This window comes from Streptomyces sp. NPDC060002, from assembly GCF_042737245.1.
Lineage (GTDB): Bacteria > Actinomycetota > Actinomycetes > Streptomycetales > Streptomycetaceae > Streptomyces.
The window spans coordinates 1-20,776 of the sequence record NZ_JBHWUW010000090.1; the positions used below are offsets into that span (position 1 = coordinate 1).

General features: G+C 72.4%; 22 protein-coding genes and 1 riboswitch. Of the genes, 11 read left to right on the forward strand and 11 right to left on the reverse strand.

What is annotated here, in order from left to right; genetic code table 11:
• Nucleotides 1-187 precede the first annotated feature (187 nt).
• Entirely contained in the window at nt 188-439 is a 252-nt protein-coding gene (locus tag ACFWBD_RS39510) for a bacterioferritin-associated ferredoxin (protein ID WP_385678412.1), read from the forward strand.
• Between the two features lie 7 nt (nt 440-446).
• Here ACFWBD_RS39510 and bfr read toward each other — a convergent pair whose 3' ends face one another.
• On the reverse strand, nt 447-926 hold the full coding sequence (gene bfr, locus ACFWBD_RS39515; RefSeq protein ID WP_020129964.1) for a bacterioferritin: 480 nt from the start codon (nt 924-926) through the stop codon (nt 447-449).
• Nucleotides 927-1,123: 197 nt separating this feature from the next.
• Between bfr and ACFWBD_RS39520 the strand changes: the two genes are divergently transcribed.
• Complete coding sequence (locus ACFWBD_RS39520; RefSeq protein WP_385678415.1) at nt 1,124-1,756, forward strand: sulfite oxidase-like oxidoreductase; 633 nt, start codon at nt 1,124-1,126, stop codon at nt 1,754-1,756.
• Between the two features lie 22 nt (nt 1,757-1,778).
• On the opposite strand, the gene ACFWBD_RS39525 is transcribed toward ACFWBD_RS39520, so the two are convergent.
• The 5 genes from ACFWBD_RS39525 to thiO all read right to left on the reverse strand — a co-directional run bounded on the left by ACFWBD_RS39525 (nt 1,779) and on the right by thiO (nt 6,977).
• Nucleotides 1,779-2,657: a deoxyribonuclease IV gene (locus ACFWBD_RS39525; RefSeq protein WP_385678418.1), complete on the reverse strand. Its 879-nt coding sequence runs from the start codon at nt 2,655-2,657 to the stop codon at nt 1,779-1,781.
• Between the two features lie 44 nt (nt 2,658-2,701).
• The gene (pknB, locus tag ACFWBD_RS39530; RefSeq protein WP_385678421.1) at nt 2,702-4,642 is read right to left on the reverse strand and encodes a Stk1 family PASTA domain-containing Ser/Thr kinase; all 1,941 of its coding nucleotides are present in this window, start codon (nt 4,640-4,642) and stop codon (nt 2,702-2,704) included.
• A 137-nt stretch (nt 4,643-4,779) separates the two neighbouring features.
• On the reverse strand, nt 4,780-5,574 hold the full coding sequence (locus ACFWBD_RS39535) for a thiazole synthase (RefSeq protein ID WP_385678424.1): 795 nt from the start codon (nt 5,572-5,574) through the stop codon (nt 4,780-4,782).
• 3 nt (nt 5,575-5,577) lie between these two features.
• The gene (thiS, locus tag ACFWBD_RS39540) at nt 5,578-5,778 is read right to left on the reverse strand and encodes a sulfur carrier protein ThiS (protein WP_385678465.1); all 201 of its coding nucleotides are present in this window, start codon (nt 5,776-5,778) and stop codon (nt 5,578-5,580) included.
• A gap of 32 nt (nt 5,779-5,810) precedes the next feature.
• The gene (thiO, locus tag ACFWBD_RS39545; RefSeq protein ID WP_385678427.1) at nt 5,811-6,977 is read right to left on the reverse strand and encodes a glycine oxidase ThiO; all 1,167 of its coding nucleotides are present in this window, start codon (nt 6,975-6,977) and stop codon (nt 5,811-5,813) included.
• Nucleotides 6,975-7,085: riboswitch (TPP riboswitch) on the reverse strand. Its footprint overlaps the gene before it by 3 nt.
• Nucleotides 7,086-7,136: 51 nt before the next feature.
• Here thiO and ACFWBD_RS39550 point away from each other — a divergent pair.
• The 6 genes from ACFWBD_RS39550 (at nt 7,137) to ACFWBD_RS39575 (ending at nt 12,024) form a co-directional block, all read left to right on the forward strand.
• On the forward strand, nt 7,137-7,487 hold the full coding sequence (locus ACFWBD_RS39550; RefSeq protein ID WP_385678430.1) for a hypothetical protein: 351 nt from the start codon (nt 7,137-7,139) through the stop codon (nt 7,485-7,487).
• Between the two features lie 77 nt (nt 7,488-7,564).
• A complete protein-coding gene (locus ACFWBD_RS39555; RefSeq protein WP_385678467.1) occupies nt 7,565-8,767 on the forward strand; it encodes an NAD(P)/FAD-dependent oxidoreductase in 1,203 nt (400 codons plus the stop codon).
• A gap of 59 nt (nt 8,768-8,826) precedes the next feature.
• A complete protein-coding gene (locus ACFWBD_RS39560) occupies nt 8,827-9,192 on the forward strand; it encodes an Rv2175c family DNA-binding protein (protein WP_385566868.1) in 366 nt (121 codons plus the stop codon).
• Between the two features lie 77 nt (nt 9,193-9,269).
• Nucleotides 9,270-9,917 carry a thiamine phosphate synthase gene (gene thiE / locus ACFWBD_RS39565; protein WP_385678433.1) on the forward strand — a complete coding sequence of 216 codons (648 nt, stop codon included), beginning with the start codon at nt 9,270-9,272 and terminating at the stop codon, nt 9,915-9,917.
• Between the two features lie 88 nt (nt 9,918-10,005).
• Entirely contained in the window at nt 10,006-10,929 is a 924-nt protein-coding gene (gene metF, locus ACFWBD_RS39570; RefSeq protein ID WP_385678436.1) for a methylenetetrahydrofolate reductase [NAD(P)H], read from the forward strand.
• 57 nt (nt 10,930-10,986) lie between these two features.
• Nucleotides 10,987-12,024, forward strand: a complete 1,038-nt coding sequence (locus tag ACFWBD_RS39575) for a hypothetical protein (protein ID WP_385678438.1) — start codon at nt 10,987-10,989, stop codon at nt 12,022-12,024.
• A gap of 55 nt (nt 12,025-12,079) precedes the next feature.
• Here ACFWBD_RS39575 and ACFWBD_RS39580 read toward each other — a convergent pair whose 3' ends face one another.
• From ACFWBD_RS39580 to ACFWBD_RS39600, 5 genes are all read right to left on the reverse strand, one after another.
• The gene (locus ACFWBD_RS39580) at nt 12,080-13,582 is read right to left on the reverse strand and encodes a phytoene desaturase family protein (protein ID WP_385678441.1); all 1,503 of its coding nucleotides are present in this window, start codon (nt 13,580-13,582) and stop codon (nt 12,080-12,082) included.
• Between the two features lie 38 nt (nt 13,583-13,620).
• Entirely contained in the window at nt 13,621-14,238 is a 618-nt protein-coding gene (locus ACFWBD_RS39585; RefSeq protein ID WP_385678444.1) for a DUF4126 domain-containing protein, read from the reverse strand.
• A 421-nt stretch (nt 14,239-14,659) separates the two neighbouring features.
• A complete protein-coding gene (locus ACFWBD_RS39590) occupies nt 14,660-15,286 on the reverse strand; it encodes a TetR/AcrR family transcriptional regulator (protein ID WP_385678447.1) in 627 nt (208 codons plus the stop codon).
• Nucleotides 15,287-15,330: 44 nt separating this feature from the next.
• A complete protein-coding gene (locus tag ACFWBD_RS39595; protein WP_385678450.1) occupies nt 15,331-17,415 on the reverse strand; it encodes a YhgE/Pip family protein in 2,085 nt (694 codons plus the stop codon).
• Nucleotides 17,387-18,268, reverse strand: a complete 882-nt coding sequence (locus ACFWBD_RS39600) for an ATP-binding cassette domain-containing protein (protein ID WP_385678454.1) — start codon at nt 18,266-18,268, stop codon at nt 17,387-17,389. Before ACFWBD_RS39600 ends, ACFWBD_RS39595 begins: the two co-directional genes overlap by 29 nt.
• A 175-nt stretch (nt 18,269-18,443) precedes the next feature.
• Here ACFWBD_RS39600 and ACFWBD_RS39605 point away from each other — a divergent pair, with 175 nt between their 5' ends.
• From ACFWBD_RS39605 to ACFWBD_RS39615, 3 genes are all read left to right on the forward strand, one after another.
• Nucleotides 18,444-19,007: an SAV_6107 family HEPN domain-containing protein gene (locus ACFWBD_RS39605; protein ID WP_385678457.1), complete on the forward strand. Its 564-nt coding sequence runs from the start codon at nt 18,444-18,446 to the stop codon at nt 19,005-19,007.
• Between the two features lie 188 nt (nt 19,008-19,195).
• A complete protein-coding gene (locus ACFWBD_RS39610; RefSeq protein ID WP_385678460.1) occupies nt 19,196-20,023 on the forward strand; it encodes a methyltransferase in 828 nt (275 codons plus the stop codon).
• 276 nt (nt 20,024-20,299) lie between these two features.
• Nucleotides 20,300-20,713: a DUF3040 domain-containing protein gene (locus ACFWBD_RS39615; protein ID WP_351752627.1), complete on the forward strand. Its 414-nt coding sequence runs from the start codon at nt 20,300-20,302 to the stop codon at nt 20,711-20,713.
• Nucleotides 20,714-20,776 lie beyond the last annotated feature (63 nt).

Sequence of the window (20,776 nt, forward strand, 5' to 3'; positions counted from 1 at the left end):
CTCTACAACACCCCCCGTGTGGGGGCGCCCCGCTCCTGTTTTTAATCACCCCCCCCCCCCCGGCCCCGGGGGGGGGGGGGGGCGGCCCACACCCCCCCCCCCCCCCCCCCCACCGCTCTTTTGCGTCCCCCTGGTCGCCGGGTAAGGTTAGGTTAGCCTTATTGATCTCGGCGGGAGGTGAATCCGCGTGTTCGTATGCAGCTGCTTCGGCGTGACCGAGGCGCAGGTCCGGCAGCACGCGGACCAGGGAGCCTGCACACCCCGCCAGATAGCCTCCGCCTGCAAGGCGGGCACGGACTGCGGGTCGTGCGTCCGTCGCATCCAGGCGATCCTCGGCCGGGGCGCCGGTTCGCGCCGGGACCTGGCCGACCAGGGCAGGCCGGTCCTCGCCGGACTCGAGAGGTTCGAGGAGTTCGAGGAACTCGACGAAGCCGCCTAGGAGGGCCTCAGCTCTCCGGCTGCTCGATCAGCTGCGCGAGGTACAGCGCCTCGCCGAGCTTCTCCACCAGGTCGAGCTGCGTGTCGAGGTAGTCGATGTGGTGCTCCTCGTCCTCGAGGATCGACTCGAAGATGTTCGCGGACGTGATGTCGCCCTTTTCGCGCATCACCTTGATCCCGCGCTTCAGCCGGTCGATCGCCTCGACCTCCACCTGGCGGTCGGCCTCGAACATCTCCTTGACCGTCTGGCCGACCCGCACATGGAAGAGCCGCTGGTAGTTCGGCAGCCCGTCCAGGAACAGGATCCGGTCGGTGAGCACCTCGGCGTGCTTCATCTCGTCGAACGACTCGTGCCGGGTGTACTTGGCGAGCTTCGTCCAGCCGAAGTTCTCCTGCATCTTGGCGTGCAGGAAGTACTGGTTGATCGCGGTGAGCTCGCCGGTGAGCTGCTCGTTGAGGAACTCGATGACCTCGGGGTCGCCCTGCATCGCAGAGGCTCCTTCCGCATGGGGATCGGGGTGGGGAATCGGGGAGGCTGCCGCCGAATGATTGCACCGGTGTCGAAGATCGTCCAGTAAGTGCGTACTTAGTAAGTTAGTGCATGCTTAGTAGCACTTGCCCGATTCGGGATATGCCCGGTCATCGCTGGTCATGTGCACCGTCCAGGGTCTGTCAGGATGGAGTCATGGGTCAGCCGGTGGAGCGCGAATCTGGAGAAGAAGCAGTGTCCGAGCTTCCGCCGGGACAGCGACTTCAGCGGGGATGGCCCGTCACGCACTACGGTCCGGTGCCCAAGTTCCGGCCCGAGCGCTGGGAGTTCAGGGTCTTCGGCGCCACCGCCGACGGCGAGAAGCGCTGCTGGAACCACGAGGAGTTCACGGCCCTTCCGTACGCGTCCGTCGTGGCCGATCTGCACTGCGTGACGAAGTTCAGCATGCTCGGCGCCGAGTGGGGCGGGATCCCGGCCCGCACGATCCTGGAGAGCGCTCCGCCCGCCCCGAACGTCACCCATGTGATGGTGTGGGCCGAGTACGGCTTCAGCTCGAACCTGCGCCTGACCGACTTCGCCGCCGAGCGCACGATCTTCGCCACCCACAAGGACGGCGAGCTGCTCACCGCCGAGCACGGCTTCCCGCTGCGGCTGGTCGTTCCGCACCTCTATGCCTGGAAGGGCCCCAAGTGGGTCCGCGGTGTCGAGTACATGACCGCCGACCGCCGCGGTTTCTGGGAGGAGCGCGGCTACCACAACCTCGGCGACCCCTGGAAAGAACAGCGCTACTCGTACCAGGAGGGGCCGGGAGACGGCCCGGAGCTCTGATCCCCCCGGTACGGCGGGAGCGTCAGCCGTCCCGGAGCTTCTTCAGCCGCTCCACGTCCGCCGCGTGCCCCTCCTTGCCGCCGGGCGTCTCGATGACCAGCGGTACGCCCTCGGTGGCCGGATGCGTCATCAGCGCCCGGAACGGGTCCTCGCCGATGTGACCCGCGCCGATGTTCTCGTGCCGGTCCTTGTGGGCGCCGACCACGTCCTTGGAGTCATTGGCGTGGATCAGCTTCAGCCGGCCCTCGCCGACCGTGTCCACCAGCAGACCGAGGGTCTGGTGCATCCCGGCCGGGCCGGTCAGATCGTGCCCGGCCGCGAAGATGTGGCAGGTGTCGAGGCAGACGCCCAGCTTGGGATGGGCGTCCAGCGCCTCGAAGTACGGTCCGAAGTCCCAGGTCCTGGAGCAGAGCGAGGCGCCCTGTCCGGCGGTGGACTCGAGCAGCAGGAACGGGTCGTCGTCGTGGGTCAGCTCGTCCAGCAGCGGCAGCAGGTACTCACGCACCTGCTTCAGCGCCACGGACCGGTCCCGCCCGCCCGTCGCGCTCCCCGTGTGCACGACCACGCCCAGCGCGCCGATCTCCCGCCCGCGACGCAGTGAGTGCCGCATCGACTCCACCGACCGCTCGGCCGTGGCCTCGGTGTGCGAGCCGAAGTTGATCAGGTACGGCGCGTGTACGTACGCCGGGACCGACCGTGTCGCGCACGCCTCCCGGAAGGCCTCGTCCTGCCGCGGGTTGCCGACGGGAGTGGCCCAGCCGCGCGGGTTGGCGACGAAGACCTGGACCGTCTCGGCACCGAGATCGTGCGCGTACGACATGCCCACGTCGTGCAGACCGCCGGCCACGGGGACGTGACCGCCGACGGGGTTGCGGGAGGGGAAGGGGACTCGAGAACTCACCCGTTCAGGGTGTCATGCCCCGCGCACCGTCCCGCACCGCCCGGTCACCGGATGGTGATCGTGATCGTCGATCCCTTGGGCGCCGTGTCGCCGGCGTCCACGGACTGGCTCTTCACGGTGTCGCCGAAGATCCCGAGCAGTCCCCGGTCCTCTTCGACCTCGAACCCGGACTGCTCCAGGAGCGACTTGGCGTCGTCGACGCTCGCGCCGACCACGTCCGGCACCTCGACCATCTCCGGTCCCTTGGACACCGTCAGCGTCACCGTGTCGCCCTCGGCGGCCTCGCTGCCCTCCTCCGGGGTCTGCGTCGCGACCAGGCCCTTGTCGAACTCGGAGTTGACCTGCCCGGTGGCGACCTTCACCTTCAGGCCGGCCTCCTCCAGCTCGGCCTTGGCGTCGTCCAGGGCGTCACCGGTGACGTCCGGGATGTCGACCGGGCTGCCCTTGCTGACCACGATCGCGACCGCGGTGCCCGCGCGGCGCTTCGTGCCCGCCTCCGGGTCGGTGCTGATCACGAAGCCCTTGATGACGTCGTCGCTGAACTCCTTGGTGACCAGACCGGGCTCCAGGCCGTCCGTCTTCAGCAGTTCCTCGGCCTTGTCCAGCCGGGAGCCCGACACATCCGGCACCTTCACGATCTCCGGGCCGTCGGAGACGGTGAGCGTCACGGAGTCGTGCTTGCGGATCCGGGCGCCCGGGTCGGGGTCGGTGTCCATGACGGTGCCGCGCTTCACGGTGTCGCTGTGCTGGTGCCGCACCTTGCCGACCTCGAGGCCGGCGGCCTCCAGCCGGGTCCTGGCCTCCGCCTCCTTCTGCGTCAGCACCGCGGGGACCTTGGTGAACTGGCCGGAGTTGATGTACCAGACACCGGCGCCCACGCCGAACACCAGCAGGACGGCGGCGATGAGCGCGACCACCCCGCGCCGGGGCCGCGCGGAGCGGCGCCGGGGCGGCAGGGGCGGCCCGCTCTGGAAGCGCGAGGTGCGGTTGAGCGGGTCCTCGCCGTCGGCGGGGTCGTCGTCGTTGACGGGCAGCGGACGGGGCACGGTGAGCGAGCGCGGGATCACGCTCGTGCGGTCGTCGGCGTTGTCGTGCTCCGCGGAGACGGCCTGCGGCGGCAGCGCGTCCAGCTGGTCCACGCTGAGCGGAGCGCGTGCCTCCCGTACCCGCCCGAGCAGCGCGACGGCGTCGTAAGGCCGGACGTCGGGGGTGCGGGCGGTGGCCGACGCCACGAGCTCGTCCAGCTCGAACGGCAGCCCGGGAACGAGGGCGGACGGCGGCGGAACGTCCTCGTGGAGGTGCTTGTAGAGCACGATCGCGGGGGAGTCGCCGTCGTGAGGTTTCTCACCGGTGAGCATCTCGTAGAGCACCACCCCGCACGCGTACACGTCGACGCGGGGGTCGGCGGCACCGGGCTGCTCGATCTGTTCGGGAGCGAGATAGGCGACGGTGCCGAGCACGGCTCCCGTGGTGCTGGTCACGGTGTCGACGGACCGCACCAGTCCGAAATCCGCGACCTTGACCCGCCCGTCGTCCCCTATGAGCACGTTCTCGGGCTTCATGTCCCGGTGCACGAACCCGGCCCGGTGCGCGGCGCCGAGCGCGGCCAGCACGGGCTCCAGGATGTCGAGCGCCGCCCGCGGCTGGAGCGCCCCGCGCTCCCGCAGCACATCACGCAGCGTGCACCCGGCGATGTACTCCATGGCGAGATAGACGTACGACCCGTCGGCACCCTGGTCGAACACCTGAACGACATTCGGGTGGGCGAGCCGGGCGACGGACTTCGCCTCCCGGATGAACCGCTCGACGAACGCCCCGTCGGCGGCGAGCGCCGGGTGCATCACCTTGAGCGCGAGCACGCGGTCCAGGCGGGTGTCCACGGCCCGGTAGACCGTGGCCATCCCGCCGACCGCGATCCGCGCCTCTACGCGATACCGGCCGTCGAGCAGCTGCCCGACCAGAGGGTCCTGAAGGGTCGTGTCCACGCAGGTGAGTCTACGAGCCGCCGCTGACACCTCCGCCGGTTCCACCGCGATCGCAGCGCTACTGGAGCCGACCTGTGACGCAACCCACGGGGTCCGCGACTCCCGTATCCGCAGACCGGAGGGTAGCGGGGCGGCGGTCAGAAAGCGGGGCGCTCGGGGTCCAGCACGGCCCGGCCCTCCACGGGCGAGGACGCCTCCGCGAAGTAACGGGGCGGGATCCGTCCGGCCAGCCTGGCCAGCCTTCCCGCCTCGACGCCGGCCCGCATGGCCGACGCCATCCGCTCGGGATCCCGCGCCCGCGTCACCGCCGACGCCAGCATCACCCCCGCACACCCCAGCTCCATCGCCAGCGCCACGTCCGACGCGGTGCCCGCCCCCGCGTCCAGAATCACCGGCACGCGCGCGTGCTCGACGATCAGCTGGAAGTTGTGCGGGTTGCGGATGCCCAGGCCGGAGCCGATCGGAGAGCCCAGCGGCATCACCGCCGCGCACCCCACGTCCTCCAGCTTCCTGGCCAGCACCGGATCGTCGTTCGTGTACGGCAGCACCGTGAACCCGTCGTCCACCAGCGTCTCCGCCGCCTCCAGCAGCTCGACCGGGTCCGGCAGCAGCGTGCGCTCGTCGGCGATGACCTCCAGCTTGATCAGGTCGGTGCCCAGTGCCTCCCGCGCCAGCCGAGCCGTCAGCACGGCCTCCCCGGCGGTGAAGCACCCCGCCGTGTTCGGCAGCACCCGGATGCCGAGCCGCTCCAGCACCGACAGCACGGAGCCGTGCACCGAGGGGTCCACCCGGCGCATCGCGACCGTCGTCAGTTCGGTCCCGGACGCGACCAGAGCCCGTTCCAGCACCTCCAGGCTGGGCGCACCCCCCGTACCCATGATCAGACGGGACGAGAAGGACCTGCCTCCGAGGACGAAGGGATCGTCGGCCATGGCTCAGCCCCCCTGGACCGCGGTGAGGACTTCAACCCGGTCACCGTCGCGCAGCGCCGTGGACGGCCACTGCGCGCGCGGGACGACGGTCTCGTTGAGCGCGGCGGCCACCCCGGAGGGCGCCGGCGTCAGGGACCGTACGACGCTGTCGAGAGCGGTACCGGCAGCGAACTCCCGCCGCTCCCCGTTCACCGAGACGTTCACGGGCGCGTTCCTGCGTGCGTTTTCCTGGGCGTTCATGCGGGCTGCTCCGAGCGTGCGGCGGCGGCGAAGCGCCGGGGCGTGAAGGGACGGGCCTCGTCCGGGAGCTCCCCGGTGGCCAGGGCATGCGCCATCGCGTCACCCGTCACCGGCGTCAGCAGCACGCCGTTGCGGTAGTGCCCGGTGGCCAGCAGCAACCCCGCCAGCTCCGTCGGCCCGAGCAACGGCGCGTTGTCCGGGGACCCGGGCCGCAGTCCCGCGCGCGTCTCCGTGAGCGGCAGTTCGGTGATCCCCGGCACCAGCTCATGGGCGTCGCGCAGCAACTCGTACACGCCCCCCGCCGTCACCGTCGTGTCCCAGCCCAGCTCCTCACTGGTCGCGCCCACGACCAGCTCGCCGTTCTCCCTGGGGACCAGGTAGACCTGGCTGCCGCGCACCACGGCCCGCACGGTCCGGCTCAGGAACGGCGCGTACCGCGGCGGTACGGTCAGCCGCAGTACCTGGCCCTTCACCGGCCGCACGGGAGGCAGCACGTCCTGCGGCACCCCCGCGAGCCGTCCGCTCAGACTGCCGCCGGCGAGCACCACCTGCCCCGCCTCCAGGGCCGTGCCGTCCCCCGTGACGACCCCCCGGGCGCGCTCGCCCACGACGGACAGCCGCTCGGCACGCACGCGGTGGAAGGCCACCCCGGCCCGCTCGCACACGGCCACCAGTGCCCCGGTCAGCCGCCGCGGGTCGATCTGGTGGTCGCCGTCCACCCGCAGCCCGCCCCGCACCCCGGGCGCCAGCAGCGGCTCCAGACGGCGGCACTCGCGCCCGGACAGCCACTCCGACTCCAGCCCCGACTGCCGCTGAAGGGCGTGCAGTTCGCGCAGATGGGCACGGTCGTCGGAGTCCAGCGCCACCGCGAGCGTGCCGCAGCGCCGGTAGCCGAGGTCATGCCCGGTCAGCTCCGTCAGCTCGGCCGCGAAGTCCGGATAGCGGCGGGCTGAGGCCAGGTTGAGGCCGAGCAGGGTCTGCTCGCCGTGGTGCAGTTCCGTGACGGCGGCCAGCATCCCGGCCGCCACCTGGGCGGCCCCGCCGCCCGGCGCCGGGTCGACCACCGCCGTGGTGAAGCCGCGCTGCGCGGCCCGCCAGGCCGTGACAAGGCCGATGATCCCGCCCCCGATGACGAGGACGTCTGACGTACGTGGAGACGACATGGGCGTCCAGCCCCTCCCTTCGCCGGCATGACCCGGATCAGGTTCGACGGTCGGAGGCCGCCAGCCTCCCTCTCAGCCCGGTGCGTCCGGACTCCCGCGTGTGCTCTAGGTTGGCCACCCTAGCCCGTGGTCCGGCGCGTCTGTAAGGGAGCCTTCGTCATGGCCCGCTCGTTGGACGGCCTCGTCCTCGCGCCCGTCGCCGACCAGGCCCCGGGCCAGGTCGGCACCCGCACCCGCTTCGCCTACCACGAGCGCGGCGGCGAGATCTGGGCGGAGTACACGGGCGGTGACGTCGTACGCGGGCATCTGGTGGGTACCCGCGAAGGGGACCGCCTCGACTTCCGGTACGTACAGCTCAAGCACGACGGGACGACGTCCTCGGGGCACTGCGTCTCGACGGTCGTGGAGCTCGCGGACGGACGGGTGCGGCTCGAGGAGACCTGGGCGTGGGAGTCGCAGGAGGGCAGCGGCACCAGCGTTGTGGAGCAGGTCACGGCGCACGACCACTGACTGACGATTCGTCAGCCGCCTAAGGTGATCAGGTGAGCGAGCAGAGGCAGGAAGAAGGCGGCCCGGCCGGGCGGCGCGTGGTGGTCGTCGGCGCGGGCATGGCCGGGGTGCAGACCGCCGTAGCGCTGCGGGAGCAGGGCTTCGACGGCACGGTGACGCTGATCGGCGCGGAGCCCCACCAACCCTACGACCGGCCCCCGCTGTCCAAGGCCGTCCTGCTCGGCAACGCCGAGGGCTCGGCCTTCGACGTCGACTTCGAGGGCCTCGGCATCGAGCTGGTGCTCGGCCGCGAGGTCAGCGGTCTGCGTCCCGCCGACCACGAGCTGGACACCGAGGCCGGGCCTGTCCCGTACGACGTCCTCGTCCTCGCCACCGGCGCCGAACCGATTCGGCTGCCCGGCGCCGAGGGCGTGCCCGGCGTGCATCTGCTGCGCACCCTGGACGACGCCGAACGGCTGCGGCCCGTGCTCACCCGGCAGCACGACGTCGTGGTCGTCGGCGCCGGCTGGATCGGCGCCGAGTTCGCCACGGCCGCGCGGGAGGCCGGCTGCGCGGTCACCGTCGTCGAGGCCGCCGACCGGCCGCTGGCCGGGGCCCTGCCCGCCGAGGTCGCCGCCCCGATGGCCGCCTGGTACGCCGACAGCGGCATCGATCTGCGCACCCACGCGCGCGTGGAGCGCGTCGAGCCCGGCGCGGTCGTCCTGGACGACGGCTCCCGGCTGCCCGCGGGCGCGGTCGTGGTGGGCATCGGCGCCCGCCCCGCCACCGCCTGGCTGGCCGGCTCCGGCGTCGCGCTGGGCGCCCACCGAGAGGTCGTGGCCGACGCCCAGCTGCGGACCTCCGTGGCCGATGTGTACGCGGTCGGCGACTGCGCCTCCTTCCCTTCGGGGCGGTACGGCGAGCGGCTCCTGGTCCACCACTGGGACAACGCCCTCCAGGGGCCGCGCACGGTCGCCGCGAACATCGTCGGCGCCGCCACCGACGAACCCCTGGCCGTCTACGACCCCGTCCCGTACTTCTGGTCCGAGCAGTTCGGCCGCTTCGTCCAGTACGCCGGGCACCACGCCGACGCCGACCGCGTCCTGTGGCGCGGCGACCCGTCGGGCCCGGCCTGGTCGGTGTGCTGGCTGCGCGAGGACCGGCTGGTCGCCCTGCTGGCCGTGGGCCGGGCGCGCGACCTCGCCCAGGGCAGGCGGCTGATCCTGGCGGGCACGACCATGAATCCGCGGCTCCTCGCGGACCCGGCGAGGCCGATGAAGGCGGCGACGGCCGCGACCTGAGTGCCTGGTCGGACCGGCCCGGCTTCCGACTGTCAGCGGCAGATGGCAGGCTTGTTCCCGTGACCGAGATTGACGCAAAGACCGATGCCCTCGTCCCCGCCTGGCTCACCGTGCCGGACATCGCGGAGATGCTCGATGTCGACGTGATCCGCGTCCGACAGCTGATCAAGGACGGCCAGCTCATCGCCGTACGCCGGGGAGAGAACCGTGCGCTGCACATCCCCGCCGCCTTCATCGACGAGGACAAGGTGGTGAAGGGCCTGGTCGGGACCCTGACCCTGCTGCGGGACGACGGCTTCAAGGACGAAGAGATGATCGAGTGGCTCTTCACCCCCGACCCGAGCCTGCCCGGCACGCCCGCGCAGGCCCTGAGTGAGAATCGCGGCACGGAGGTGAAGCGCCGCGCCCAGGCGCTCGCCGTCTGAACCGCGTATTCGAACCGACACATCCGGCGTACGGGGGCGCTCGCTCCCGTACGCCACCGCCCCGGGGGGACCTTCGCATGCCCGACACCGCCCGCACCGGCCTGGCCGGCGCCCTGCTGTACCTCTGCACGGACGCCCGTACCCGCCAGGGCGATCTCCCGGAGTTCCTGGACGCGGTCCTCGCGGGCGGCGTCGACATCGTCCAGTTGCGCGACAAGGGCATGGAGGCGGCCGAGGAGCTGGAGTACCTCGAGGTGTTCGCGGACGCCTGCGCCCGGCACGGCAGGCTGCTCGCGGTCAACGACCGCGCGGACGTCGCGCACGCGGCCGCCGCCGGCGTGCTCCATCTCGGCCAGGGAGACCTGCCGGTCCCCGCGGCCCGCGCCATCCTCGGCGAGGACGTCCTCATCGGCCGCTCCACGCACACGGAGGCGGAAGCCGGGGCCGCCGCGGTCCAGGAGGGGGTCGACTACTTCTGCACCGGCCCGTGCTGGCCCACCCCCACCAAGCCCGGCCGGCCCGCCCCCGGCCTCGACCTGGTCCGGCACACGGCCGCCCTGGGCACCGACCGCCCGTGGTTCGCCATCGGCGGCATCGACCTCGGCAACCTGGACGAGGTGCTGGCGGCGGGCGCCCGCCGGGTCGTCGTCGTCCGGGCCATCACGGACGCGGACGACCCGGGTGCCGCGGCGGCGGAGTTCGCCGAGCGGCTGCGCGAGGCGTGACGTCCAAGGGATGGACAACAAGTCGACAATCCGGGCAAATTTCCCGCATCCGGTTGGGGGACCGCCCGCCCCTGGCTAACCTGCGGGTATGGCCCTAGGAACCGCATCCACCAGGACGGACCGCGCGCGCACCGTGCGCGACATCCTGGCGACCGGCAAGACGACGTACTCGTTCGAGTTCTACGCGCCGAAGACGCCCAAGGGTGAGCGGAGCCTGTGGAACGCGCTGCGCAGGGTCGAGGCGGTCGCCCCCGACTTCGTCTCGGTGACGTACGGTGCCGGCGGCTCCACCCGGGCGACGACGGTCAGGGAGACCCAGCAGATCGTCGTCGACACCACCCTCACGCCGGTCGCGCACCTCACCGCCGTGGACCACTCCGTCGCCGAGCTGCGCAACATCATCGGCCAGTACGCCGACGCCGGGATCCGCAACATGCTCGCCGTGCGCGGAGACCCGCCCGGCGACCCCATGGGCGCGTGGGTGCCGCACCCCAAGGGGCTGACGTACGCCGCCGAACTCGTCCAGCTCATCAAGGAGTCGGGCGACTTCTGCGTGGGTGTCGCCGCCTTCCCCGAGATGCACCCGCGCTCCGGCGACTGGGACACGGACGTCGCGCACTTCGTCGACAAGTGCCGGGCCGGCGCCGACTACGCCATCACGCAGATGTTCTTCGAGCCCGAGTCCTATCTGCGGCTGCGCGACCGGGTCGCGGCGGCCGGCTGTGTGACTCCGGTCATCCCCGAGGTCCTGCCCGTGACGAGTGTGAAGATGCTGGAGAGCCTGCCCAGGCTCAGCAACGCCCACTTCCCGGCCGTCCTGAAAGAGCGGATCCTCACAGCCAAAGACGATCCGGCCGCTGTACGCTCCATTGGCATCGACTTCGCCACGGAGTTCTGCGCACGGCTGCTGGCCGAGGGAGTGCCCGGACTGCACTTCATCACGCTCAACAACTCCACGGCGACGCTGGAAATCTACGAGAACCTGGGCCTGCACCATCCGCCGCAGGCCTAGACCGGTCGCATCCACATACGACACACTGCGTAGCGGCCATTGGGGAGAGGGGCGTACATGGGCTGGACGGTCCTCTACATCGCGTTCGGCATCGTCGCGCTGTGGCTGCTCGGCGAGGTGCTGCTGCAGTACAAGGCGCGGCTGCGCTGGCGGCTGCTTGCCTTCGTGGGCTTCCTCGGCGTCGTCCTCGGCGTCCTGATCCCGTCGGTCGTCGTCATCGCGCTGGGCGCGGCCGCCTTCGCGGTCGGCCAGACCTACGTCACCCTGTCGTTCCGGCGCGGCTTCGCCGAGGGCTGGGCCTTCCGTCGCGGGGACGCGGACACGGACGGTGAGGGCGCGGCCGTTCCCAAGCGCCGCCGCGGCAAGGCCGAGCGCAAGGACCCGACGCTCGAGGTCTCCGGCCTCGAGGCGGGCGAGGCCGGGTTCGGCTCCGACCCGCAGTACGGCACCGACGACGTCGCGTTCGGCCAGGACACGAACGCCTTCGGCGACAAGAGCGCCTACGGTGACGACGACTACGACCGCGACGACGTCTTCACACCCGCGGCCCGCACCGCCGACCCCTCGGCCGCCGAGACCACATCTGTGTACGAGCCGCAGCCCCTGCCCGACGACACCGGCTCCTACGGCGTGTACAGCGACACCGCGTACGCGGCCGCGACCGGCCAGGGCCAGTCGCAGGGCCAGCCCCAGGACCAGTACGCGACGGCCGCCCAGGGCGCGGACCAGAACTACGGGTACGACACGTACTCCGGCTACCACCAGCAGCAGTACGGGTACGACGCCAACGGCGAGCAGCAGTACGCCGCCTACTCCGACCCGTACATCGGCACCCAGACCTACGGCGGCGGCTCCTACGACGCCGACTACGGCCAGCAGCAGTACGGACAGCAGGGCTACGGTCAGGAGCAGTACGGCGCCGGCGGCTACGGGGAGACCCCGGCGGGCGGCGTCTGGGTCCCGCAGCAGCGCAGCACCGACGACCCGCTGGGCGGCGAACTCCCGCCCGAGCAGCAGCAGTACCCGTACCAGGGCGACGGGCAGCAGCAGGGGCACGGCCAGGGCACCGGCTACGACGAGCAGTATCGGTTCTGACGGCCGCGTCTCCCCGGGCACGCCTCCTGCCGGAGGCGCCGGGAGCCCCAAGCGCTCACTGTGAGCCCCGGAACTGCGGGCCCTCCACGATCAGCCCGGACACCAGCGCGCCCGACATCCCCGCGTGCGGCAGTCCGCCGCCCGGATGCGACCAGCCGCCGACGGTGAACAGACCTTGCAGAGCCGTGGAGTTGGCGGGATGCAGCAGCCGCCCCCCGGCCGCGGCCAGCGCCGGCGCCGGGACCGCCCCGCCCGCCGCACCGGTCTCCCGCGCGATGTCGGCGGGGGTGCGCACCTCGCGCCACAGGACGCGGTCGCGCAGACCGGGGACGGCTCGTTCGGCGACCGCGACCAGCGCGTCCACGTGCTCCTCGCGCATCTCCGCCCCCGCGGGGACCACCGCACCGAGCGTGACCGCCTCATGGTCGCCGTCCGGGACCAGGGCCGGGTCGCCGGGCCGCAGAACCGTCACCGTCGGCCGCGCGGGCACCGACGGCGCCGTACCGAAGAGGCTCTCCAACTCGCCGTCACGGTCCACCGTGTGCACCACCGTCCGGTGCGCGGTCCCCTCCGGCCGGGCGCCGCGCAGCGCGAGCAGTACGGTCAGCCGGCTCGGCAGGCCCTGCTGGGGGGCGACCTCGCCGTCCGCGCGGGCGGGCAGACCGCCGACGCTGCCGGGAGCGACCACGAAGTCCGCCTCCCGCACCGCACCTCCCCCAGAGCCGAAAGCCTGGTCGGTGCCCCCGGCGAGTTCCACGCCCACCGCCCGGCCGCCCTTCTCCAGGACCCGGGTGACCTCGGCGCCGAAGACGAACTCCACCCGGCGGGCCAGACACCGCTCGTAGAGCGCGCGGGCCAGCTCCCGCATCCCCCCGCGCACGTACCAGGTGCCGAAGGCGTGCTCCATGTACGGCAGCACGGCCGCGCTCGCCGGGGTGACCCGCGGGTCCAGGCCGTACGCGAGCGCGTGGCCCTCGAGCAGCGCGGTGAGCCGGGGGTCACGCAGCTCCCAGGCGCCGACCTCGGCGAGGGTGCCCGCCCGACGGGTGCGCAGCAGGCGCTTGTGCGGGACCGCCGGGTAGGGCTCGCGGGCGGCCAGCACCGGCCAGTCGTCCCACAGGGGCTCCTCCAGGAGCGGACGGCGGGTGCGGTCCCAGGCCTCGCGGGCCCGGACCAGGAAGTCGCCCCAGCGCTGTCCGGCGGGCGCCCCGAGCGCCTCGTCCAGCGCCGCGACGACCCCCGCGCGCGAGGCGTTCGGCAGCGCCACCTCGGTGCCGTCCGCGAAGACGTGCCGTGCGGACGGATCGACCTGGACCAGCTCGACGCAGGCCTCCAGCGGCTCCTTGCCGGTCTTGACGAAGAGGTCGCGGTAGACGGCGGGGAGGGGCAGCAGACCGGGTCCGGTGTCGAATCCGAACCCGTCCCGCTCGAAGCGGCGCACCGCTCCGCCGTACGTCTGCGTACGCTCGTACACGGTCACCCGGTGGCCCGCGACGGCCAGCCGGGCGGCCGCCGCCAGCGCGCCCGTCCCGGCGCCGATCACCGCAATCCCTGCCATGCCCGCGACTTTATCGGCCGCCACCGACAGTCACGCCGTCAGCCCGGTGGCGGCGGCCAGGGGAGCCGCGTGAGCCGGCGTTCCTCCCGTCGCTGGGCCCTGCGCCGCAGGAACCGGCGGATCCGGGAGACGAGGAAGAAGAGGACCGTCAGACCGGCGAGCAGCAGGGCCCCCGCGATGACCGAGGCAGCCACCGGATGGAATATCGCGAACGTCACGATCCCGGCGACCCCGAGATCTTCGGCCAGGCTCACGATCACGTTGCTGAACGGCTCGGGCGAGGAGTTCACCGCCATCCGGGTGCCGGCCTTGACGGCGTGGCTGGCCAGCGCCGTCGAACCGCCGAGCAGGCCGGCCGCCGCGTCGGAGAGCGAACCGCTCTGCCCGGCGAGCACCGCCCCGATCCAGGCTCCCGCCGCCGGCCGGACGACCGTGTGCACGGTGTCCCAGGCCGAGTCCACGTAGGGGATCTTGTCGGCGACCGCCTCGCACAGGAACAGGACGCCCGCGGCGATGAGCACCTCGGGACGCTGGAGCGTCCCGGGGACGTCGTCGCTCAGGCCGGTCGCGCCGAACACGCCGAGCAGCAGCACCACCGCGTAGGCGTTGATGCCGCTGGCCCAGCCGCTGGTGAAGACGAGGGGGAGTACGGACACGGACGCGATCGTAACCAGTCGGCCGCCCGGCGTCCTGGGGATGAGTACGCAGAGCTGAGTACACGTACCTAGTGGGTGAGTTGAGTACGCGCGCGGATGGGGGCGGACCTGCGCGGACGAGACAGTGGTGGCACGGAAAGAGGCGCGGCTCCGGCACCGGCGACACGGGGCGCCGGAACGGAGCGGCCCTCGATCCGCTCCTTCCGCCGGCCGGTTCGGCGGGAGTGAGGCGCGGGGGGCACCCCGGGGGAACGACCGAACGGGGGAACAACGGGGGAGGGAACGGGGGAACAGGGGAACGGGGGAGCACGAGGAAGCGCCGGTTCGAGGCGGCCCACGGGGGACGTGGCCACCGCGGACCGGCGCTTTCGTGTGCCCACGCGCGCGTGCTGCGGTTCAGCCCCGCACGCGCGCGTGCGCGCTACCGGCGACCGCTCACCCGCCCCTGGAGCAGCCGGGACAGCGCCGAGTGGACGTCGTCCAGGGACCGCTCCGGCTGGAAGGCCTGCCAGTCCAGCGCGGCCACCAGCACCATGCCCACCAGGGCGGCCGCCGTCAGCTGGACATCGATCTCTTCGCTGAACTCGCCGTTCTCGACGCCCTCGCGCAGCACCCCCTCGACGACGGCCACCGCCTCCTGCCGGACCACCATGAGGGTGGACTGCCAGGCCCGGTTGGTGCGCCACAGCTCGGCCACGTAGAGCTGGGTGAAGGACGGGTAGCGGTCGATGAAGACGAGGCCCGCGCGGACCATCGCGTCCAGGGCGTCGACCTTGCTGCCGCCGTCCCGCGCGGTGCGCTCGGCCGCCTCCCGCAGCGAGGCGGTGAGGAGGCCCACGCCGTGCCTCAGCAGTTCCTCGAAGAGGACCGACTTGCTCGCGAAGTTGTAGTAGACCGTGCCCTTCGCGACGCCGGCCCGTTCGGCGATCTCGTCCACTGTCGTCGCGGAGAAGCCCTGCTCGGCGATGAGGGTGACGGCCGCCTCGTAGAGCTTCTGCCGGGTGGCCTCGCGGCGGGTGCGGCCGCCCGGGGTGGTGCTGCTTTCCATGGTCCTGATTGTCACAGGAACCGGGCCCGCCGGACGCCGGATCCTCACAGGCTCAGCTCCGGGTGCAGCCGGTCCAGTGTCCACACCTGGCGGCGCCGCGCCGACACCGCGGTCAGCGCGAGGGCGCCCGCGGTGAAGGCGACGAGCACCACGCACGCGTGCCACACCGGTCCCAGGCCGCCGCCCGTGATGAGCCTCCTGAGCGCCTCGACGACGTAGCTCATCGGCAGGTAGGGGTGGATCGCGTTGAAGAAGCCCGGGCTGGTCTGCACGGGATAGGTGCCGCCCGCCGACGTCAACTGCAGCATGAGCAGAGCGAGTACGAGGATCCGGCCCGCTGCCCCGAAGCGCGCGTTGAGCCACTGCACGAGGGCCGCGAAGCACGCCGTCACGAGGAACAGGAAGCCCACCGTGCCGGCCGCCCGTGCCATCTCCAGGCCGATGGCCCAGTGCAGCACGGCCATCAGGGCCGTCGTCTGGAGCACTCCGATCGCGACCACCGGCAGCCAGCCCGCCAGCGCGATCCGCCACGCCGGGGCGCCCGCGGCGAGCGCGCGCCGGTTCATCGGCGCGATCAGCATGTACGCCACCATCGCGCCCACCCACAGCGACAGCGGGATGAAGTACGGGGCGAAGCCGGTGCCGTAGTTGGGCGCCTTGTGCAGGTCCTGGGAGGCGAGCTGTACGGGATCGGCCATGACGGCGGTGCGCGCGTCGCGCTGCTGCGCGTCGTAGTCGGGGATCTGCTCGGCGCCGTCGTGCAGGCCGTCGGCGAGCTTTCCGGAGCCGTCGGAGAGCTTGAAGATGCCGCCGTTGAGGTCCTGGGCGCCCGTCTCGAGCTTGGTGACGCCCTCGTCGAGGTCGACCGACCCCGTCTTGGCCGTGCCGAGTCCGGTGTGCAGCTTCTTGGCGCCCTTGGCGACCTTCGCGGCGCCCGTGTTGAGTGCGTTGACCTTGGTCACAGCGTCGTCGAGGTCCTCGGAGAGGTGCGGGGCGCTGTCGGCGAGCGACTGCGCCTGCTTCTGGAGGGCGGCGAGGTTCGTGCGGAGCGTCTTCAGGTCGCCGTCCTGGTCGGCGATCAGCGTGTTGAGGTCGTCGGCGACCTTGGCCACGTCGGCGGCCGCGTCCTTGGCCTTCTCCAGGTCGGCGCACGCCGGGTCGGGCAGTACGGCCGTCTCGCAGCGGGCCTTGTGGACGGCGGCGAGGGTGTCCGAGGCCGTGTGGGCGCCCTCGGCGGCGGTCGGCGCCAGCTTCACCAGGGTCGCGAGGTTGTCGCGGACCACCTTCGCCGAGTCGGCGACCAGCTGGGCGGTGTCGCCGATGGTCTTCTCGTTGTCCTTGACGAAGGGCCCCAGCCCGTCGGCGACCCCGTTGACCTTGTCGGCGAGCGTCTGGGTGCCGTCCGCGACCTTCTGCGAACCGTCCTCCAGGTCGTCGGCGCCCTTGTCGAGCTTCTTCAGGCCCTTCGCCAGCTTGCCGCTGCCGTCCTTGGCGTCGCTCAGCCCGTCGGCGAGGTCCTTGGAGCCCTTCTCGGCCTTCCCGATGCCGCCGGTGAGGTCGTCGGCCCCGTCGGCGGCCTTCGCGGTCTCTCCGTGGATGTCGGAGAAGGAGACGAAGATCTTGTCGAGGAAGGACCGCGAGGTCTTCGTGGAGGCGGCCGTGCGCACCTCGCTGAAGACCGTTCGCGAGATCTGTCCGACGATGTAGTTGTTGGCGTCGTTGGTGCGCACCTGGAGGGCGCTCGTCTCGGGCGAGTCGCCCGCGCTGGAGGCGATCCGCCCGCTGAAGTCGGCCGGCATGGTCAGCGACAGGTAATACCTGCCGTCCTCCACGCCCGCGCGTGCCTCGGCGGCACTCACCTCGTGCCAGTCGAAGACCTCGCTGTCGCGCAGGCCCTTGGTGATGTCGTCGCCTGCGCTGATCCTCTTCCCGTCGGCGGTGGCCCCCTGGTCGTCGTTCACGAGGGCCACGGGGATGCGGTCGAGGCGGCCGTACGGGTCCCAGAAGGACCACAGGTACAGCGCGCCGTACAGCAGGGGCAGCAGCAGGAGCGCGACGAGGGCGGCCCGGGGGAGCTTGCCCCGGCCGAAGCGCCGCAGCTCAAGCGCGGCCAGTCTCGGTGATCGCATCCGCCTTCTCCTCTTCCTGCTCGGTCCCGGTGGACTCGGTGGACTCGGTGGGCTCCGCGGACTCGGCTGTCTCCTGGGCGGATCCGGCGGCGGGCTCGGCCGGGTCCTCGACGGCGTCGTGGCGGGCAGGGGCCTCGACGGCGTCCTCCCGGTCGAGCGGTACGGCCTCCGGGCCCGTGGAGACCGTGACGGTGCCCTCGGGAGCCTCGCCGCACACCGCGAGGACCGTGGTCCCCGCCTCGGCGAGGGACCTGAGCAGCGCCCAGACCTCCTCCCGCTCGGTGTCCGTCAGCTTCAGGTCGATGTCGTCGACACCGAGCAGCCCGGGGCGTCCGATGAGCGCCAGCGCCACGGACAACCGCAGCGCTTCGAGGCGCTCCAGATCGCGGACGGCGGTCCGCGCCCCCTTGGGCAGGGCCTCCCGGTCGAGCCCGGCGGCGGAGAGCGCGGTGTCGATCCGCAGCCCCACCTCGGCCGCCCGCTCCGCGCGGGGGCGCAGCAACTCCCGTACGGATCCGCCGAACCGCCGCTCGAGCAGCGCGCGTTCGCGCAGGTGCTCCCCGACGGTCAGGGCCGGGTCGAGGTCGGTCACGCCGGCGACGTGCGCGAGCGCGCTGACGCGCCGCACGGCTGCCAGCTGCTTCGGCAGCCGTGCCCCGCCCACGGTCGCCGTCCCCTCGGTGGCCTTCATCCGCCCGGTGAGGGCGAGCAGCAGGCTGGTCCGGCCGGAGCCGGACGGCCCCTCGACGGCGATCAGCGAGCCCGGCTCCGCGGCGACGCCGATGCCTCTGAACGCCCATCCGCGAGGGCCTCGGAGCCCGAAGCCGTCGGCGGTGACACCGACTCCGTCCACAGGTCCCCCTGGTTGACGACAATTTGAACTGACTGGTCAGTGCAAAAACTAGCCCGAACCTTCGATCGAAGCAAAAGCCCAGGTCAGAACGGATTGTCAGTGCCATACCCCACGATGGGCACATACGGCAGCCCGTATCAGGGCGTGCCGTCACACAGACGACAGGAGGTTCGTCATGGCCACCTACCACGCAGCCGCCGCAAACCGGCGCCGCGCCACCGGCCCTGCCCCCTCACTGAACGGCCCTGCGAACGACGTGCACCCCGTGCTGCGCCGCACCACGGCCCCGCCCGCCGCCCTCGACCTGCTCGCCCAGGCCCGCGCCGGGCTGGACGAGGTGGCCGTCCTCGAAACCCCCAACGAGCGCTACGCCACGGCTCATCTGGCGGCCCTGCGCACCGCGGCGGCCGTGCTCGCCGCCCGGGGTCGCCCGGATCCCTCCCCGCGCCGCCGGGCCCGCATCCGGAGCGCCTGGGAAGTGCTCCCCGAGATAGCGCCCGAACTCACCGAGTGGAGCGCGCTGTTCGCCTCCGGGGCACCGCGCCGGGCCCGGGCCGAGGCGGGCATCCAGGGCGCGGCCACCCGCCGGGACGCCGACGACCTGATACGCGACGTGGCGATGTTCCTGCGCCTCGTCGAACGCATGCTGGTGCTCCAGCCGGTGCTCCCGCAGCCGCGCCAGGAGGGGGACGGCCCGGACGGCTCCGGTGCGGGGCGCGACCTGCCGGACGCGGGCTGACATGCGCGCCGCCGCCGGGGCGCACCACCGTGACCGGGCAAACGCGCCGGAGGCAATAGGGTGGAAGACGCCTGAAGCCTTCCCTCCGCCCACCCCGCCCGCCCGCCGGGCAGGTCGGATCGGGCCGGGAAGGCAGCCCGTTCGCTCCGCCGCGCAAGAGGCGGTGCCGCGCCGAGGAGTCAACTGCCGTGTCGGACCCGATGCGCCCGCCCGTCTCCCACCACAGCCCGCACCCGACGCCGCCACGCTCCGACCCCCCTCGGCCCCGCGCCGCGCTCCGTACGGCCGTGGTCTGGGAGGTCCTCCAGGAGGCCCTCGAGCGCCGGGTCAAGGCGACCGGGCGTGAGTCGCTCGACGTCCTCGACACCGGCGGCGGCAGCGGCAACTTCGCGGTGCCCGTCGCCCTCCTCGGGCACCGGGTCACCGTCGTCGACCCCAGCCCCAACGCGCTGTTCGCCCTGGAGCGCCGCACCGCCGAGGCCGGCGTCGCCGACCGGGTGAAGGGCGTCCAGGGCGACGCCCACGGGCTCTTCGACGTGGTCGAGCGGGGCGGCTACGACGCGGTCCTGTGCCATGGCGTCCTGGAGTACGTGGACGACCCGGCCGAGGGCGTCCGCAACGTCGTGGCCGCACTGCGCCCCGAGGGCGTCCTCAGCCTGCTCGCCGCCGGCCTCGGCGGAGCCGTGCTCGCGCGCGCCCTCGCCGGCCGCTTCAAGGAGGCCCGGCAGGCCCTCACCGGCCCGGACGGCCGCTGGGGCGAGGGCGACCCCGTGCCGCGCCGCTTCACGGCCGAACAGCTCACCGCGCTGGTCGAGGGCGCGGGCCTGCGGGTCGGGTCGGTGCACGGCGTGCGCGTCTTCGCCGACCTGGTCCCGGGTGTGCTCGTCGACACCGAGCCCGGCGCCCTGGAAGCCCTGCTGAAGCTCGAGGAGGCGGCCGCCGAACTCGCCGCCTTCCACTCCGTGGCGACCCAGCTTCACGTGCTGGGGGAGACGCGGGGGGCCGACGGGACCTGAGCGCCTCCTGAGGTGCACCGCTGATCAGGGCCTTGGCTGCGCATGGAGTACGCCACAGGCCCCCCGTTCGGGCGCGGTGCGCCGTATGATCGAGGGAGACCGCCCGGCATGACGGGTCGGCTCCCGGGGAATGGAATCCCCAGCGGGCCGGGACGTCCATGACGGGCTCCGGTTGGCCAATTGGCGTAGAGGGGCGGGTTTCACGGGGGCGATTCCCTGCCTATCCTGAAGGGACCCCCCGGGTCGCCCCGGCGACTGCACGATGAGGAGGACTCCGTGCCGCTCTCGGAGCACGAGCAGCGCATGCTCGAGCAGATGGAGCGAGCGCTGTACGCCGAAGATCCCAAGTTCGCGTCGGCGCTCGAGGGAAGCGGGCTGCGTACGTACACCCGGCGGCGGGTCTACCAGGCGGTCGCAGGCTTCCTCGTGGGTATCGCGCTCCTCATGGCCGGTATGGTCGCCAAGCAGGTCTGGCTGAGCGTAGTGGGCTTCCTCGTCATGCTGGGCTGCGCGGTTCTCGCCGTGACCGGCTGGCGCAAGGCGCCCAAGCCGGGTGAGCAACCCGCGGCAGGAGCCGCAGGAGCCCCGGGTACCCCGCAGGGTCGTGGTCAGGGCCGGCAGAAGCGCTCCATGATGGACCGGATCGAGCAGCGCTGGCAGCGGCGCCGTGACGAGCAGGGCGGTCACTGACACCGCGGCCGCACCCCCATGCGAAGAAACGTTGAGGGGGCGACCACCCGGCCGGGTGGTCGC

Excerpts from the sequence above, each read along its gene's own strand:
- bfr (WP_020129964.1), bottom strand. The coding sequence starts at position 926 with ATGCAGGGCGACCCCGAGGTCATCGAGTTCCTCAACGAGCAGCTCACC.
- ACFWBD_RS39520 (WP_385678415.1), top strand. The coding sequence starts at position 1,124 with ATGGGTCAGCCGGTGGAGCGCGAATCTGGAGAAGAAGCAGTGTCCGAG.
- ACFWBD_RS39535 (WP_385678424.1), bottom strand. The coding sequence starts at position 5,574 with ATGGCCGACGATCCCTTCGTCCTCGGAGGCAGGTCCTTCTCGTCCCGT.
- thiO (WP_385678427.1), bottom strand. The coding sequence starts at position 6,977 with ATGTCGTCTCCACGTACGTCAGACGTCCTCGTCATCGGGGGCGGGATC.
- ACFWBD_RS39550 (WP_385678430.1), top strand. The coding sequence starts at position 7,137 with ATGGCCCGCTCGTTGGACGGCCTCGTCCTCGCGCCCGTCGCCGACCAG.
- thiE (WP_385678433.1), top strand. The coding sequence starts at position 9,270 with ATGCCCGACACCGCCCGCACCGGCCTGGCCGGCGCCCTGCTGTACCTC.
- metF (WP_385678436.1), top strand. The coding sequence starts at position 10,006 with ATGGCCCTAGGAACCGCATCCACCAGGACGGACCGCGCGCGCACCGTG.
- ACFWBD_RS39575 (WP_385678438.1), top strand. The coding sequence starts at position 10,987 with ATGGGCTGGACGGTCCTCTACATCGCGTTCGGCATCGTCGCGCTGTGG.
- ACFWBD_RS39580 (WP_385678441.1), bottom strand. The coding sequence starts at position 13,582 with ATGGCAGGGATTGCGGTGATCGGCGCCGGGACGGGCGCGCTGGCGGCG.
- ACFWBD_RS39590 (WP_385678447.1), bottom strand. The coding sequence starts at position 15,286 with ATGGAAAGCAGCACCACCCCGGGCGGCCGCACCCGCCGCGAGGCCACC.
- ACFWBD_RS39595 (WP_385678450.1), bottom strand. The coding sequence starts at position 17,415 with ATGCGATCACCGAGACTGGCCGCGCTTGAGCTGCGGCGCTTCGGCCGG.
- ACFWBD_RS39605 (WP_385678457.1), top strand. The coding sequence starts at position 18,444 with ATGGCCACCTACCACGCAGCCGCCGCAAACCGGCGCCGCGCCACCGGC.